The organism is Jiangella alkaliphila, assembly GCF_900105925.1.
In the GTDB taxonomy this organism is placed as follows: domain Bacteria; phylum Actinomycetota; class Actinomycetes; order Jiangellales; family Jiangellaceae; genus Jiangella; species Jiangella alkaliphila.
Map to the genome: position 1 here is coordinate 1,021,376 of NZ_LT629791.1, position 14,175 is coordinate 1,035,550.

At 73.2% G+C, this 14,175-nt stretch carries 17 protein-coding genes; 3 read left to right on the forward strand and 14 right to left on the reverse strand.

The window, feature by feature from the left end; translation table 11 throughout:
- Positions 1 to 304 precede the first annotated feature (304 nt).
- Positions 305 to 760 (forward strand): DUF6918 family protein, encoded by a 456-nt coding sequence (locus BLV05_RS04745; protein WP_046767123.1) that lies wholly within the window; start codon positions 305 to 307, stop codon positions 758 to 760.
- Between the two features lie 96 nt (positions 761 to 856).
- On the opposite strand, the gene BLV05_RS04750 is transcribed toward BLV05_RS04745, so the two are convergent.
- The 12 genes from BLV05_RS04750 to BLV05_RS04800 form a co-directional block, all read right to left on the reverse strand.
- Positions 857 to 1,441: a bacterial proteasome activator family protein gene (locus BLV05_RS04750; RefSeq protein WP_046767122.1), complete on the reverse strand. Its 585-nt coding sequence runs from the start codon at positions 1,439 to 1,441 to the stop codon at positions 857 to 859.
- Between the two features lie 10 nt (positions 1,442 to 1,451).
- Entirely contained in the window at positions 1,452 to 1,613 is a 162-nt protein-coding gene (locus BLV05_RS35545; RefSeq protein ID WP_157524192.1) for a hypothetical protein, read from the reverse strand.
- Entirely contained in the window at positions 1,610 to 4,360 is a 2,751-nt protein-coding gene (locus BLV05_RS04755; RefSeq protein WP_046767121.1) for an FtsX-like permease family protein, read from the reverse strand. Before BLV05_RS04755 ends, BLV05_RS35545 begins: the two co-directional genes overlap by 4 nt.
- Positions 4,357 to 5,088, reverse strand: a complete 732-nt coding sequence (locus tag BLV05_RS04760) for an ABC transporter ATP-binding protein (RefSeq protein WP_046767120.1) — start codon at positions 5,086 to 5,088, stop codon at positions 4,357 to 4,359. The genes BLV05_RS04755 and BLV05_RS04760 overlap by 4 nt, the downstream gene beginning before the upstream one ends.
- A complete protein-coding gene (locus BLV05_RS04765) occupies positions 5,085 to 5,678 on the reverse strand; it encodes a PadR family transcriptional regulator (protein WP_046767119.1) in 594 nt (197 codons plus the stop codon). The genes BLV05_RS04760 and BLV05_RS04765 overlap by 4 nt, the downstream gene beginning before the upstream one ends.
- A gap of 124 nt (positions 5,679 to 5,802) precedes the next feature.
- Positions 5,803 to 6,348, reverse strand: coding sequence for an NUDIX hydrolase (locus BLV05_RS04770; protein ID WP_046767118.1), 546 nt, complete (start codon positions 6,346 to 6,348; stop codon positions 5,803 to 5,805).
- Between the two features lie 99 nt (positions 6,349 to 6,447).
- Positions 6,448 to 7,425 carry an NAD(P)H-quinone oxidoreductase gene (locus BLV05_RS04775; protein WP_046767117.1) on the reverse strand — a complete coding sequence of 326 codons (978 nt, stop codon included), beginning with the start codon at positions 7,423 to 7,425 and terminating at the stop codon, positions 6,448 to 6,450.
- A gap of 13 nt (positions 7,426 to 7,438) precedes the next feature.
- Positions 7,439 to 8,539, reverse strand: coding sequence for a potassium channel family protein (locus BLV05_RS04780; RefSeq protein ID WP_046767116.1), 1,101 nt, complete (start codon positions 8,537 to 8,539; stop codon positions 7,439 to 7,441).
- A 24-nt stretch (positions 8,540 to 8,563) separates the two neighbouring features.
- Positions 8,564 to 8,827: a DUF6457 domain-containing protein gene (locus BLV05_RS04785; RefSeq protein WP_046767115.1), complete on the reverse strand. Its 264-nt coding sequence runs from the start codon at positions 8,825 to 8,827 to the stop codon at positions 8,564 to 8,566.
- Positions 8,828 to 8,869: 42 nt separating this feature from the next.
- A complete protein-coding gene (gene mobA / locus BLV05_RS04790; RefSeq protein WP_046767114.1) occupies positions 8,870 to 9,445 on the reverse strand; it encodes a molybdenum cofactor guanylyltransferase in 576 nt (191 codons plus the stop codon).
- The gene (locus tag BLV05_RS04795) at positions 9,442 to 10,221 is read right to left on the reverse strand and encodes a carbon-nitrogen hydrolase family protein (RefSeq protein WP_046767113.1); all 780 of its coding nucleotides are present in this window, start codon (positions 10,219 to 10,221) and stop codon (positions 9,442 to 9,444) included. The genes mobA and BLV05_RS04795 overlap by 4 nt, the downstream gene beginning before the upstream one ends.
- Positions 10,222 to 10,228: 7 nt before the next feature.
- On the reverse strand, positions 10,229 to 11,161 hold the full coding sequence (locus BLV05_RS04800) for a 2-hydroxyacid dehydrogenase (RefSeq protein ID WP_231948745.1): 933 nt from the start codon (positions 11,159 to 11,161) through the stop codon (positions 10,229 to 10,231).
- A gap of 220 nt (positions 11,162 to 11,381) precedes the next feature.
- Between BLV05_RS04800 and BLV05_RS35550 the strand changes: the two genes are divergently transcribed.
- Together BLV05_RS35550 and BLV05_RS04805 are read left to right on the forward strand one after the other, a co-directional pair.
- Positions 11,382 to 11,534: a hypothetical protein gene (locus BLV05_RS35550; protein ID WP_157524194.1), complete on the forward strand. Its 153-nt coding sequence runs from the start codon at positions 11,382 to 11,384 to the stop codon at positions 11,532 to 11,534.
- A gap of 30 nt (positions 11,535 to 11,564) precedes the next feature.
- Positions 11,565 to 12,515, forward strand: coding sequence for a DUF389 domain-containing protein (locus tag BLV05_RS04805; protein WP_046767111.1), 951 nt, complete (start codon positions 11,565 to 11,567; stop codon positions 12,513 to 12,515).
- On the opposite strand, the gene BLV05_RS04810 is transcribed toward BLV05_RS04805, so the two are convergent.
- Both BLV05_RS04810 and BLV05_RS04815 read right to left on the reverse strand, forming a co-directional pair.
- Positions 12,487 to 13,041, reverse strand: coding sequence for a GrpB family protein (locus BLV05_RS04810; protein WP_046767110.1), 555 nt, complete (start codon positions 13,039 to 13,041; stop codon positions 12,487 to 12,489). The genes BLV05_RS04805 and BLV05_RS04810 overlap by 29 nt on opposite strands.
- A 73-nt stretch (positions 13,042 to 13,114) precedes the next feature.
- A complete protein-coding gene (locus tag BLV05_RS04815; RefSeq protein ID WP_046767109.1) occupies positions 13,115 to 14,134 on the reverse strand; it encodes an Lrp/AsnC family transcriptional regulator in 1,020 nt (339 codons plus the stop codon).
- Between the last annotated feature and the right edge of the window lie 41 nt (positions 14,135 to 14,175).

Here is a 14,175-nt window from a genome sequence, read left to right on the forward strand (position 1 = left end):
CGAGGGCACGCGCAAGCCGCCCCGCGAGGTGCGGAGGGGGCGGTGGATGTGGAGCCGGCGTCAAGAGCGCCCGCGGCATGCTTCACCGCCGCGAAGCGGAGCCGGCGCAACATCCACCGCCCCCTCCGCACCGACCCGCAACAAGGGCGAAGCCGGCGCAACACCGGCCACACGCATCCCACCAGGCCGCACGCGCACCAATTCGGACGAATGCCACTCTTCGCCGCACGGATCTTCGTGTTCTACAGTGGCGGAGCACACCGACAACACATGATCGATTTCGATTCTGAGGGGCACTTCCCACATGGCTGACACACTTCGCGAGATCCTTCTCGACCCGGCCCGCCGGCCTGCCGTCGTCAAGGACCTCCACCAGCTCGTCGACGCCGAGGTCTCCGACAAGAGCGGCGTCTCGGGGATGGCCGTCAAGGGCGGTTACGCGGTCCTGAAGAGGATCAACGCCGGGTTCGTCCCGGAGACCATCGACAACATGCTCGACTCGTTCGTGGAGCAGGCCGAGCCGTTTTACGCCGACTTCCAGGCCACCGGCGGCGGCTCGCTCGGCGACTACTTCGAGGGCCGCCGTTCCGAGGTCGCCGACGCCATCCTCGGCGTCTCCGACGCGCGCGCCGCGGCGTCGCAGCGCGACAGCGTCAAGAAGGTCTACAGCAAGCTGCGCCCGCAGGCGCAGAAGCACGTCGAAGAGGCGCTGCCGCGACTGGCCAGCGTCATCGAGAGCCACGCCCGTACCGCGGCCTGACGGGCCATCACTCACCCGCGTGGCCGGGCGGGTTCGACGTCGTCGAGCCGCTCGGCCAGGCGGGCCACGCCGGCCTGGATCATCCGGCCGGGACGGTCAGAGGTACATCCCGCTGCCGCGCTGGTCGCCCTCGTCGGTGCCGGCCTGCGGCTGACCGGGCAGCGCCTGGCCGGGCGCCAGCTGCACGCCCGGCGGCAGCGCCCGGCGCATCTGCTCCAGCTGGGCCCGCGCGGCCATCTGCTGCGCGAACAGCGTGGTCTGGATGCCGTGGAACAGGCCCTCCAGCCAGCCGACCAGCTGGGCCTGCGCGACCCGCAGCTCGGCGTCGGTGGGGACGCTGTCGTCGTCGAACGGCAGCGCCAGCCGCTCGAGCTCGTCGACCAGTTCGGGGGCCAAGCCGTCCTCGAGCTCGTCGAGGGAGGCCCGGTGGATCTCGCCCAGCCGGCGGCGGCTCGCTTCGTCGAGCGGCGCGGCCTTCACCTCGTCGAGCAGCTGCTTGATCATGCTGCCGATGCGCATGACCTTGGCCGGCTGCTCGATGAGATCGGTGAGCGAGCGCGTCTCACCCTGGCTGCCGGGCGCGGACTCGACGGCCATGCCGCCGGGCCCGACGACGACGACGCGCTGCTCGTCGTCTTCGTGGGTGTCGTGGGTCTCGGCGTTCTGGTTCGGCTCCGTCATGGGACCATCTTTACCCCTCCGGCCCGGCTTCCGCCCGGCCGGGTCGGACTTGGTGTCCGGGGCGGCGCTCGAGCGGCTTCCGGCCGGCCGCCTCAGCCCGGCGCAGGGCGAGCAGCTCCAGCGTCCGGCGCCGTGCGGCCTGCCGGGCCCGGCGCACTGTCGCGCTGTTCACTCGACCCTCCTGATCATCGGCAGCCTGCTCGGCGTGAAGATCACCGCCACGAGCACGGCCAGGACGGGCACGGCTACGCCGGTGACGACGAGGGTGTCCCACGCCCAGATGAACTCCGGCGCGCCGAGCGCCGGCCAGACGAGATACGCGAAGTAGATACCCAGTCCGGACCCGATCAGTACGCCGAGCCCGCCCACCACCAGCGCCTGTGCTCCGGCCAGGCCGCGCCGGCGCCGGGGTGGTGCGCCGACCGCGGCCAGCGTGGCGAGGTCGGCCCGACCCTCGGCGGCCGCGAGGGAGACCGCGATGGCCACCCCGACCAGCGTCACGAACGCCGCGCCGGCGGTCAGCGCCAGCACCGAGGCGTCGGCCTCGGGCTCGATGTCCTGCTCGACGCTGACCCACGCACCGGTCGCCTCGATGGCCGTCAGGGCGGCGTCGAGCTGCTCCTGCGTCGCGCCGTCGAACCGCACGAGGCTGGCGGTCATCGTCGGCTGGAAAACCTGCGCGGCCAGGGCCTCCGCGCTGACGAACGCGCCCGGCAGCATCGTGTAAGCGAGATCGCGCTGCGACGCGTGGCGCTCGAACCGGACCGGCACCGGCTCGTCGCCGGTCGGCAAGGTGTTGATGACGACGGAACCGTCGGCACGAAGATAGGACCGTTCGTAGACCACGACCGTACCGTCGGCGACGGCGTCGAGGTCGGCCTGATCCGGTTCTCGGCCGGACACGATGGCCATGACCACAGGGTCGGCGACCGCGACGCTCACCGAGCCGCTGGACCCGCCGCAGTCGGCGCAGTCGGGGGCGGTCTCCAGCCACGCGGTGTTGTAACTGACGGTGTCGTCGTCCGCCGTGTACTGGACGGCCAGCTCGGTGAACCGGTGCGTCACGGCGCCGGGCAGGGCGCGGGCCGCCGCCTGCTCGGCGGCGGCGAGTTGCGTCGCGACCTCGTCGGCGGACTGGCTGAACCAGTCGACGTCGATGCGGATGAGGTTGTCCGGCAGCGACGGCGTGTAGCGCAGCTCGTCGGCCCGGGCCGACCCGCCGGCGCCGAACGCGACCGCCGTCGAGCCCGCCACGACGATCGCGATGGCCGCGACCGCCGGCGCCGTGCGGTGCCGGTGCCGGGCTGCGTCGCGCACGGCCAGCCGCGCCGAGAGGCCCAGCCGGTGCGTCCCGCGGGCCAGCGCGGTGATCAGCCCGGGGAGCATGATGACGATCCCGGCCGTCGCGACCAGGGCCCCGGCCAGCTGGACGGCGATGTAGGGCGCGGTCGAGGGCTGTGCGAAGTAGACGCCGGTGCCGGCCAGCCGCTCGAGCCGGCGGCCGTACTCCTCCAGGTTCCCGGACAGCATCCGGCTGGCGATCAGCGCACCGCCGGCCCCGGCGATGAACAGCACGAGCCCCACGACCGGCAGCCGCGCCGCCAGCTTCGTGGTGCGGAACCGCCCGGCCAGCGCGTCGACCGGCTTCATCCGGGCCGCGCCGATCGCCGGCACCACGGCGGCGGCCAGGCCCGACAGCACGCCGACTCCCGCGGCAGCGGCCAGCTCCGCCCAGCCGAACGTCCAGTCGTCGATCAGCTCGCCGAGATACCACTCCCAGACCGGCGCCGCGGCCGGCACCAGTGCCGCGCCGACGACGATGCCCAGCGCCGCGCCGATCGTGCCCAGCACCAGGCCTTGCGCCAGTACCGTCCGGCGCACCTGTGCGGCGCTCGCACCGCCGGCCACCAGCAGGCCGATCTCGCGGACCTGCCGCCGGGCACCGACGGCGAACGCGGCGCCGGCCAGCAGCACGATCTCCAGCAGCCCGAGGCCCACGACCAGGGCCACCAGAGCGGCCCGTTGCAGGTCGTAGGCGGTCGGCCCGCCGGAGCCTTCGTCCGGGTAGAACTGCTCGGGGTGGGCGACGGCGGCGCGCGGCCAGAGGCCGACCCCGTCTGCCGCGAGGCTCCGGCCGAGCTCGGTGACGTCGGTGACGTCGGGGAGGTCGGCCAGGTAGGCGGGCCCGCCGGTGCTGGACAGCTCGCCCCAGCTCTCCTCGCGCGTGGCGGCGAACTCGGCGGCGACGGAGCCCGGCGCGGCGCTGACGGTCTCGCCGTCGAGCATGAACGGGTCGATGACCAGCCCCGAGACCTGCAGCTGTGGCCCGTCCTGGAACGTGATCGTCGCGTCGGGCCGCAGCTCACCGTCGTCGAGCAGGTCCAGCCGCTCGGCCAGCGGCGGCGTCACGACGACCTCGTCGCGCGCCTGCGGCCAGCGACCGGCGTCGAGCCGGAAGGCGTGGTCGGTCAGCGGACCGCCCTGTGTGCCGACATCGAGCAGCATCGAGCGCAGCACGGTGTCGCCGTCGCGCAGCCGGATGCTCTGGCTGCGGCGCTCGGGCTCCAGCACCGTCCCCGGCGGGAGCAGCGCGGCGAGGTCGACGGCGCCGGCGTCGCGCTCCTCGCCGCGGCCCATCGTCCCGTTGTAGATCATGTCGATCATCGGTAGCCGGCCGTCGCCCGGCACCGGCAGGTCGTTGTACGGCGTGACCTCGATGATCGCGTCGGCGTCGCCGATGCGGGAGTACGCGGTGCGCTCCGGGGAGTCAGAGCTGCTGTACAGGACGTCGGCGATGGTCGCGCCCGCCACCGGCAGCCCGACCAGAACCGCGATCAGCAGCGACCGGCCGAGGTTCCGGCGCACCTGCCGCCTGGCGATGCGCAGCGCCGGCCGCCACCCGCGTCCGGGCCGCCTCACCCGAACCCGTCCGCGGTCAGCAGCACCTCGGGCGGCGGCGCCGCGCCGGTGTCGTCGACCAGCGCGCCGTCACGCAGGAACACCACGCGGTCGGCCCAGGCGGCATGCCGCGCCTCGTGCGTCACCAGCAGCCCGGCCGCCCCGCCGTCGCAGCGCGCCCGCAGCACCCGCAGCACGTCCTCGCCGGTCTGGGAGTCCAGCGCGCCGGTCGGCTCGTCGGCCAGCACCAGCCGGCGCGGTCCGATCAGGGCCCGCGCGATGGCGACCCGCTGCTGCTGCCCGCCGGACATCTCGTCCGGGAACCGGTCGGCGAGGTCGCCGACGCCGACCTCGGCCAGCGCCTCCAGCGCCTCGCGCCGGGCGGCCTTGACGCGGACGCCGTCCAGCTCGCGGGGCAGCGCGACGTTCTCGGCCGCGGTGAGCGCGGGGATGAGGTTGAGGTCCTGGAAGACGTAGCCGAGGCTGCGCCGGCGGACGGCGGCGAGCTCGGCCCGGCTCAGCGTCGCGAGGTCGGTGCCCTCGACGAGGACGACGCCGTCGGTGGGGGTGTCCAGGCCGCCGGCCAGGTGCAGCAGCGTGCTCTTGCCCGAGCCCGACGGACCCATGACGGCGATCAGCTCGCCGGTGCGCAGCGTCAGTGTGATGCTGTGCAGCGCGTGCACCACCGTGGGGCCGTCGCCGTGCACTCGGCCGACCCCACGCAGCTCGAGCACGACGTCGGTGGTCATCGCCGGACGGCCCGATCGCTCGGCTCGTCCGCGCGGACGGCGGCGGGCGGCGACGCCGGCGGACGGGGCGCCGTGGCCAGCCGCGCGAGCCGGGTCTCGGAGTGGTCCAGCCAGCGGACCTCGGCCTCGGCCCGGAAGATCATCGAGTCGAGCACCAGCAGCCACGCGGTGTCCTCGGACCCGTCGGCGACCGCTTTGAGCCGGGTCAGCTCCTGCAGGTGCCGCAGCGTGGCGGTGCGCTGTGTCTGCAGCACCGCCCGCACGTCGACGCCCGGCGTCGTCAGCGCCAGCGCGACCTTGATCGCCAGCTCGTCGCGCGGCCGGTCGGTGCCGCCGAGCGGGGTGGCGAACCAGCCGGTCAGCTCCGCGTGCCCGGCGTCGGTGAGGCGGTAGACGACCTTGCCGTCCTCGTCGGACTCGCCGGTCTGCTCGACCAGGCCGTCGCGTTCCAGCCGCGCCAGGGTGGTGTACACCTGGCCGACGTTGAGCGGCCAGGTCGCGCCGGTGGACCGCTCGAACTCGTGGCGCAGCTGGTACCCGTACATCGGGGAACGCTCCAGCAGCGCCAGCAGACCGTGACGAATCGACATGGCTACCAAGTATGCATACTCGGTATGGCCAGTCAAGTCGACGCTGGTCGGAGGGGTGGCGCAGCAACCTCACCCGCACGGGGACCGGACGAGATGGCCGGGGCGCAGACCACCCCGCTGAACGTCAGCGGGCGAAGTGGTTGGTCGGGACCGTCGACTCCTCGGCGGCGCTCAGGGCGACCGGCCAGCTGGCGGGAGCCGGCACGGCGGCCACGAGTCCGGGCAGGCCGACCGGCCAGATCGGCCGCTCAGTGTGGCTCAGCTCGTCGAGGCTCCACCAGCGGTGGCCGATGACGGTGAGCTGCTCTTCCTCGGTGAGCCCGGCCGGCTCGATCTCCTGGCCCGGCGCGTCGGCGACGAAGAACGTCTCGGACTGGACGGCGATCTTGTCGGCGTAGGCGTGCACGACGGTGCGCTCGGCGATCGGTCCGCGGACCGCCGACGGCATCAGCCGCAGGCCGGTCTCCTCCAGGACCTCGCGAACGACCGCGTCGAGCAGGGTCTCGCCGGGATCGACGCCGCCGCCGGGGGTGATCCAGAACGTCGGCGACCCGGGCGCGGACGGATCGCTGTCCTCGAACAGCAGGACGCGGCCCCCGGGCTCCAGGAGCAGCACCCGGGCGGTCCGGCGGTGCGTGACCGGCCGGTCGAGCTCGGACTCCAACGACATGACCACGTTCGCCAGGGTACGCCCCCTTCGCGGGCCGTGACCGTCGATGTCTCATCGAGTCATCATCGAGGCTATCATCGCCGCAGGTTGCCCTGAGTCTCAGGTGGTGAGCAGCACCTTGCCGACGTGCTCGCCGTCGGCGACGACGCGGTGCGCCTCGGCCGCCTCGGTCATCGGGAGCGTGCGGTCGACGACCGGCCGGACGGTGCCGGACTCGATCAGTGGCCACAGGTGCTCGCACACCTCGGCGACGACGGCGGCCTTCCCTGCACGTGTGCGCCGGCGCAGCAGCGAGCCGGTGATGCGGGCCCGTTTGCCCATGACGGCGGCGAGGTCCAGCTCGGTGCGCCGGCCGCCCATGGTCCCGATGATCGTGATGCGGCCGTCCATCGCCAGCACGTCGAGGTTCCGGGCGAGGTACGAGCCGCCCATGATGTCGAGGACGACGTCGGCGCCGTGCCCGCCGGTCGCGGCCGTCACCACCTCGGCGAAGTCCTCGGACCGGTAGTTGACCAGGATCTCGGCGCCCAGCTCGGCGCACCGCTCCAGCTTGGCCGCCGTCCCCGCCGTCACCGCGACCCGGGCGCCGAGCGCGCGGCCCACCTGGATGGCAGCCGTCCCGATGCCGCTGGCACCGCCGTGCACGAGCAGCACCTCGCCGGCGCGCAGGCCGGCCGTCATCACCAGGTTCGACCAGACGGTGCACATGACCTCGGGCAGCGCGGCCGCCGTGACGAGGTCGACGCCGGTCGGGACCGGCAGCAGCTGGCCGGCCGGCACCGCGACCCGCTCCGCGTATCCGCCGCCGGACAGCAGCGCGCACACCTGGTCGCCGGCCTTCCAGCCGGTGACCCCCTCACCGACCTCACTGATCGTGCCGCTGCACTCCAGGCCCGGCCAGGCCGGCGCCCCGGGTGGGACGTCGTACTTGCCCATCCGCTGCAGCAGGTCGGCCCGGTTGACGGCGGACGCGACGACGTCGACGACGACCTCGCCCGGCCCGCAGACCGGGTCGGGCACCTCGGCCCAGCTCAGGACCTCCGGCCCGCCGGGCTCGGTGATGACGACCGCGTGCACGCGACCCCTCCGCTCAGATGCCGCCCGGCGGGCGGTCCGCCGGGTCCTCGGGCTCCTCCTCGGGCGGCGGCTCGTGGGCGTCCTCGCGCCGGGCCCAGGGGTACTCCTCGGACGGCCGGATGACGATGAGGCGGTCGCCGCGGACGAGGTGCCCGATGGCCGGCGAGTGGAACGGCAGCTCGTCGCCGTCGCGGACCACCGCCACCACGAGGTCGGCGATCTGCCGCGGTTGCTTGCCCTCCTCGCGCGGCGAGACCAGCCGCTCGGCCACCTCGAGGCCGACGCCGGAGGTGGTGAGGTCCTCGAGGACGTGGCCGAGCGCCGGGCTGACCGTGGCCAGGCCCAGTATCCGGCCGACCGCGTCGGACGACGTGACGACCTCGTTGGCGCCGCCCTGACGGACCAGCGCGAGGTTGTCGGCCTCGCGGACCGACACGACGATGTTCGCGGTCTGGTTGAGCTGGCGGCAGGTGAGCGTGGCCAGCACGCTGGCGTCGTCGCGGGCCGTGGTGATGACGATGCGGTTGGCGGTCGGCACGCCGGCCCGGCGCAGCACCTCGGTGCGGGTGGCGTCGCCCATGACGGCGACCAGTCCCTGCTCGTTGGCCTCGGCGATCGCGGCCGGATCGGGGTCGACGACGACGAGCGTCTCGACCGACATGCCGTTCGCGAGCATCGTGTTCACCGCGCTGCGCCCCTTGACGCCGTAGCCGATGACGACGGTGTGGTCGCGCAACTTCTTCCTCCAGCGGTTGAGCCGCACCTGCTCCCGGCTCCGGGTGGTCAGGGTCTCCAGAGTCGTGCCGATGAGGACGATCAGGAACAGCACGCGCAGCGGCGTGATCAGCACGATGTTGACCAGCCGCGCGGTGTCCGACGTCGGCGCGATGTCACCGTAGCCGGTGGTCGAGAGCGAGACGGTCGTGTAGTAGAACGCGTCCAGCAGGTCGACCGAGCCGTCGGAATTGTCGTTGTAGCCCTCGCGGTCGACGTAGACGAGCAGGGCCGTCAGCACCAGCACCGAGACCGCGATGATGACCCGCTGGGTCAGCAGGCGCAGCGGGTCGACCACATCGGCGGGCGCCGGTAGATGGACGGAGCTCTTGGTCTGCACAGGCGTGACGCTAGCGGACGCGGTTCACTGCAGCGGCGGCGTGGCGGCGTCGGGGCCGTCGTTCCAGTCGCGGGCCAGCTCGCCCGCCGTGTCGATGGCGGCGTTGACGGCCGCCGCGCCGCCGCCCTTGGTCGCGGCCGCGTACCCAGCGATGAACGCCGTCACCGGGGCGGCCGGCCGCTCCACCGTGTGCGCGGCGTCGCGGGCGAGGTCGAGGATCGCGCCGACGTCGACGTCGTCGACCGGCACCCCCAGCCGCTCGCACAACGCGGTCACCCAGCTGTCCATGTCACGTACCTTCCTCCCGCCGACCGGCCCATCCTCCACTGATCATGGCCGCCATCGGGCCAGGTCGCCCGGCGTGTCGATGTCCGCGGCACCGTCCTCGTCCGGGAGCGTCGTCACCCGCAGCCGCTCGAGCAGCGCGCGGACCGGCCGGTTCCGCGGGTCGCCGACGGCGTCCAGCGCGGCCCGCAGCGCCCCGGCCCGGTACACCGCCACCAGTGGCTGTACCCAGCCGCCGGCATCGACGACGGCGACGGCGTCGGCGTCCGGCTCCAGCCCCGCCAGCAGCCGTCCGACCAGCGCCGACGACACCCGCGGCAGGTCCGCGGCGAGCACGAGGAGGGTGTCGGGCGCCGGCTCCAACGCGGCCAGGCCGGCCACCAGCCCGGCCAGCGGGCCGCCGCCGGGCGGATCCTCGCGGGTCCACGTGACCGGCATCGCGAGGTCGCGCCGCGGGCCGACCACGACGACCTGCGCGGCGCCCGCTCCGGCCGCCGCCGCGACGGACCGCTCCAGCAGCGTCTGCCCGCCGACGACGAGCGCGGGCTTGTCCGTCCCGCCCAGCCGCCGTCCAGCGCCGCCGGCGAGCACGACCGCCGCCCACGGCCCGCCGCCGGTCATGGCACCGGCCAGGTCCGCCGGTGCCGCAGCGCCGGGTTGCGCTCGCGGGCCGCCATCACGCGGTCCGGGTCGAGCTCGGCGATCAGGCGGCCCTCCTCGTCGCCCAGCCCGGCGACCACGACGCCGAGCGGATCGACCAGCTGGCTGAGCCCGCAGTACGCCCGCCCGTTCTGCGCCGCCGCGGCGACGTAGACGGTGTTCTCGATCGCCCGCGCGCGCAGCAGCGTCTGCCAGTGGTCCTCCTTCAGCGGCCCGCGCACCCACGCCGCCGGGACGACGAACGCATCGGCGCCGGCGTCGACCAGCGCCCGTCCCTGTTCCGGGAAGCGCAGGTCGTAGCAGGTCAGCAGGCCGAGCCGGACCCCGGCGACCTCGAACACCACCGGCACCGGGTCGCCGGCGCGCAGCCGGTCGGACTCGCGGTAGCCGAAGGAGTCGTAGAGGTGCGCCTTGCGGTACGTCGCCAGCACGGCGCCGTCGGAGCCCACGGCGACCAGTGTGTTGTAGGGCCGGTCGGCGTCGCCGGACCGCTCGAACATGCCGCCGACGACGACGGCGCCGGCCGCCCTCGCCACCTCGGCCAGCGTCGCGACGAACGGGCCGTCCAGCGGCTGGGCCACCGGGCCGAGCGGCAGCGCGGGGTCGCCGAAGTCGTGCATGACCGCCTCCGGCAACACGACGAGGTCCGCGTCGACGCCGTCGGTCAGCCGCCGGATCGCCGCCAGGTTCGCGTCCGTGCCGGTGCCCGCCGAGAGCTGGACCAGTGCAACCCGCATGCCCTCATCAAAGCAGGACCGGCGTCACCAGCGTCCCGTCGGCCAGGAACCGCTCCAGGTTGCGCAGCACGAGCTGGGCCATCGCCTCGCGGGTCTCGACCGTGGCGCTGCCGATGTGCGGCAGCAGCACGACGTTGTCCAGCGCGAACAGCTCCTCAGGCACCCGCGGCTCGTCGGTGAACACGTCCAGCGCCGCGCCGCCCAGCGCGCCCGACGCCAGCGCCGCCACCAGCGCGTCCTGGTCGACCACGCTGCCGCGCGCGACGTTGACGAGGAAGCCGTCGGGGCCGAGCGCGGCGAGCACCTCGGCCGAGACCAGCGCCTGGGTGTCCGAGCCACCCGGGGTGGTGACGATGACCGCGTCGACCGAGCGGGCCAGCTCCAGCGGCGAGGCCGCGTAGCCGTACGCGACGTCGTCGACGCGGCGGCGGTTGTGGTACGTGACGGTGCAGCCGAACGCCTCGAGCCGATGCGCGATGGCCCGGCCGATGCGGCCCAGTCCGAGGATGCCGACGCGGGTGCCGCTGACCCGCCGCTGCAGCGGGAATTTGTGCCCGGCCGCCCACTCGCCGCGACGGACGAACCGGTCGCTCGCGGACATGCCGCGGAAGACGTCGATCAACCCGCCGACGGCGAGGTCTGCCACGCAGTCGGTGAGCACGTCGGGCGTGTTGCTGAGCGCGATGCCGCGCGGCTTCAGCGCCGCGACGTCGACCGAGTCGTAGCCCACGCCGAGGTTGATGACGGCGGCCAGCCGGGGCAGCGCGCCGATGAGCGCGGCGTCCATGCCGGAGCCGGTGACCGCGACGGTGACCTGCGGCCCGTGCTCGGCGAGGAACGCATAGTACGGCCCGTCGCCGGCAGGCAGCCGGAGCGCGCCGTACGTCGTCGAGAGCTCACGCTCGACCGTGGGATGGAGGCCGCCGACCTGCAGGATCACACCATCAGACAATTACGCCTCCGATGTGTCGGGCCATGCACGTCATCACACGCCCTCCGATCCCGTTCCGCTCTCGACCGACGACTCGTGGGAGCCTCCGGCCCCCAGTCGCCGCCGGTGTGCACGGCCCTCCACTGGCCGCCAGCGTACAAGCCACTGTTCACACCGCCGTCACGTGCCCGAACACCGGACTCAACATGATCGTCTTTGAATGAGGGGCATGGACGTCAAGCAACGGGAGCCCGGGGTCCTGCTCTGGCTCACCGACGGCAACACCGTGCTCAACGACCACGTGGACGACGCCGGGCTGTGCGCCGTCTGCGGTTCGGCCTGGCCCTGCGACACCACCCTGCTGGCGAGCGCGCTGCGCTGACCCCGCCCGCGGGACCCCTACGATGGCGGCGTGCTGCACCTGCGCGTCTCGACTCCGGCGGAGACGACCGACCGCATCGTCGCGCTGTTGCAGGAGTCGACAGGCGTCGCGAGCATCGCGGTCCTGCGCGGCGCCTCGGTGCGTCCCGAGGGTGATGTCGTCCTGGCCGAGCTGGCCCGCGAGTCGGCCGAGGAGCTGATCGGCGCGCTGCGCGAGCTCGGCGTCGACCAGACCGGCAGCATCGCACTGGAGTCGGTCGAGACGTCCATCTCGGCGGCCGCCGAACGCGCGGAGGACGACGCGCCCGGCCACGGCGCCGACGCCGTCATCTGGGAGCAGGTGGTGCGCCGCGCCGACGAGGACTCGGTGCTGTCGAACACGTTCGTCTGGTTCCTCAGCCTGGCCGCCGTTCTGGCCGCCATCGCGATCGTGCTCGACTCCGCGATCCTCGTGGTCGGCGCGATGGTCGTCGGGCCGGAGTTCGGCCCGCTGGCAGGCATCGCCGTCGGGCTGGTGCACCGACGGTTCGGCATCGTGCGTCAGTCACTGGTGACGCTGGTGGCCGGGTTCGCCATTGCGATCGCCGTCACGACGGTGCTGTGCCTGCTGGCATCGTGGGCAGGATGGATCGACGCGTCGGTCTTGACCGCGGAACGGCCACTCACGGGGTTCATCTGGCGGCCGGACCGGTGGTCGTTCGTCGTGGCGTTCATCGCCGGGATCGCCGGCATCCTGTCGCTCACGTCCGCGAAGTCGGGTGCGCTGGTGGGCGTGTTCATCTCGGTGACGACGGTGCCCGCGGCCGGGAACCTGGGACTGGCCCTGGCTCTCGGCGACGCCACCGAGCTGGGCGGCGCGGCCGCTCAGCTCGGTATCAACATGGCCGCGATCGTGCTGGCCGGCGTGTTGACCCTGCTCGCGCAGAAGGCCACCGCCGACCGGCTGCCCCGGCTCAGTGCTGGACGGACGCCCGTCGCATGATGTCCTCGATGAACGGCGCCTTGCCCGCACGGTAGGCCGGACGGTCGTCGTGGTGCACGGCCGCCAGGCTCTGCTTGATGCCGGCGTACTTCTGCGCGTCGTCGGGGTGGTGCCGCAGGTGGTCGCGGAAGGCCAGGCAGTCGCGGCCGAGCTGCGACACATACTCGACGACGTGCAGGTGGTGGGTGCGCCAGGCCGGGTCGGGGTGGCAGAACGACCAGCGCCGCAGCTCGGCGTCGCCGGTCTCCCACACGTGCGTCCAGCCGATCTCGCGCATGGCGGCGATGGTGCCCTCGGCCTCTTCGTACGAGGGGACCATGGCCATCATGTCGATGATGGGCTTGGCGGACAGGCCCGGCACCGCCGTGCTGCCGACGTGCTCGACCGAGCCGATCAGCCAGGGGCGGAGTACCGGCTCGACGTTGCGGCGCTGCTGCTCGAAGGACTCGGGCCACGCGGTGTCGTAAGGAAGGATTTCTATCGGGTCGCGGCGCACAGCATCGTGCGCTGCATCACTCTCGTGCATACCCCGACCATAGCCCTCCGGCGCCCGATGTGACGCATGAGATACCCATGATCGTGAGGAGTTCCGGCCCTGTTCACGGCACAGACGGGGACAAGTCGGCGCTACGCAGTTCCGGAGCGATCATGCCGGCCCGTTTGACGGTGCGTAGCGCGACCGCGACGTCGGCGTGGATGAGCCCGGGCAGGTGGCCGACGGTCTCGGAGAGGAACTCGTAGAGCGCGCTGTCGCTGGCGACGGCGATCTCGCCGCACAGGTTCCGGTCGCCGGTGGTGGCCGCGATCATGATGACGTTGCGGTGCCGGGCCAGGATCTCGCCGGCGATGCCGATCTTCGTCGGGTTGATGGTCAGCCAGACGAACGCGTTCACCGTCAGCCCCAGCACCTCCGGCTCGACGACGCAGCGCATGCGCAGCACGCCCTGCGCCATCAGCGCCTCGGTGCGCCGGCGGGCGGTGCTGGGCGTGACACCGCATCGGGCGGCGAGGTCCTGCCAGCTCGTCCGGCCGTCGTCGATGAGCGCGTCGACGAGCTGCTCGTCCAGCTCCGACATCGGCGCCGCGTCGTCGGGCTCGGGGTGCTCGCTCCACCGGTCGCGCCGTTCGGCCCGCAGCTCGGCGACGACGGTGTCGGGCAGCAGGCCGGGGTTCCAGCCGTGCGGGGTGGAGAAGCGGCGAATCACCTGATTGCTGAACGTCGCCATGACGCCGTCGAACTGCGGCAGCCGGTGCATCATCAGCGCGTAGAGGTGCTCGTTGGACGTGTAGGCGACCTCCGCGACGCAGTCGACGCTGCCGGTCAGCACCTTGACCGAGCCGGTCTCGAGCCACTGCGCCAGCGGCAGCGCCAGGTCGTCGGCCGCGCCCGGCGCGCACCGCAGCCGCACGAACACCGACCGGGCCCGGTGGCTGATCTGCGAGTCGAGTGCGCCGACGACGCGCACGGCGCCGGTCCGCCGCAGCCGGGCAAGCCGCCGCGACACCGTCGCCTCGGAGCTGCGCACCGCCTGCCCGATGACGGCGTGGGTGGCCCGCGGGTTCGCGAGCAGGGCGGCGACGACCAGCCGGTCGAGTTCGTCGATCTTCACCGATTTCATCAGATCACCGTCTCGCGTTCACGATTCCTTGCATACCTTCT

What these genes read in the sequence shown, in the direction of transcription:
- BLV05_RS04760 (WP_046767120.1), bottom strand. Translation starts at nt 5,088, where the DNA reads ATGACCACCGACGTCGTGCTCGAGCTGCGTGGGGTCGGCCGAGTGCAC.
- BLV05_RS04765 (WP_046767119.1), bottom strand. Translation starts at nt 5,678, where the DNA reads ATGTCGATTCGTCACGGTCTGCTGGCGCTGCTGGAGCGTTCCCCGATG.
- BLV05_RS04795 (WP_046767113.1), bottom strand. Translation starts at nt 10,221, where the DNA reads ATGCGGGTTGCACTGGTCCAGCTCTCGGCGGGCACCGGCACGGACGCG.
- BLV05_RS04745 (WP_046767123.1), top strand. Translation starts at nt 305, where the DNA reads ATGGCTGACACACTTCGCGAGATCCTTCTCGACCCGGCCCGCCGGCCT.
- BLV05_RS04810 (WP_046767110.1), bottom strand. Translation starts at nt 13,041, where the DNA reads ATGCACGAGAGTGATGCAGCGCACGATGCTGTGCGCCGCGACCCGATA.
- mobA (WP_046767114.1), bottom strand. Translation starts at nt 9,445, where the DNA reads ATGACCGGCGGCGGGCCGTGGGCGGCGGTCGTGCTCGCCGGCGGCGCT.
- BLV05_RS35550 (WP_157524194.1), top strand. Translation starts at nt 11,382, where the DNA reads ATGGACGTCAAGCAACGGGAGCCCGGGGTCCTGCTCTGGCTCACCGAC.
- BLV05_RS04815 (WP_046767109.1), bottom strand. Translation starts at nt 14,134, where the DNA reads ATGAAATCGGTGAAGATCGACGAACTCGACCGGCTGGTCGTCGCCGCC.
- BLV05_RS04785 (WP_046767115.1), bottom strand. Translation starts at nt 8,827, where the DNA reads ATGGACAGCTGGGTGACCGCGTTGTGCGAGCGGCTGGGGGTGCCGGTC.
- BLV05_RS04770 (WP_046767118.1), bottom strand. Translation starts at nt 6,348, where the DNA reads ATGTCGTTGGAGTCCGAGCTCGACCGGCCGGTCACGCACCGCCGGACC.
- BLV05_RS04750 (WP_046767122.1), bottom strand. Translation starts at nt 1,441, where the DNA reads ATGACGGAGCCGAACCAGAACGCCGAGACCCACGACACCCACGAAGAC.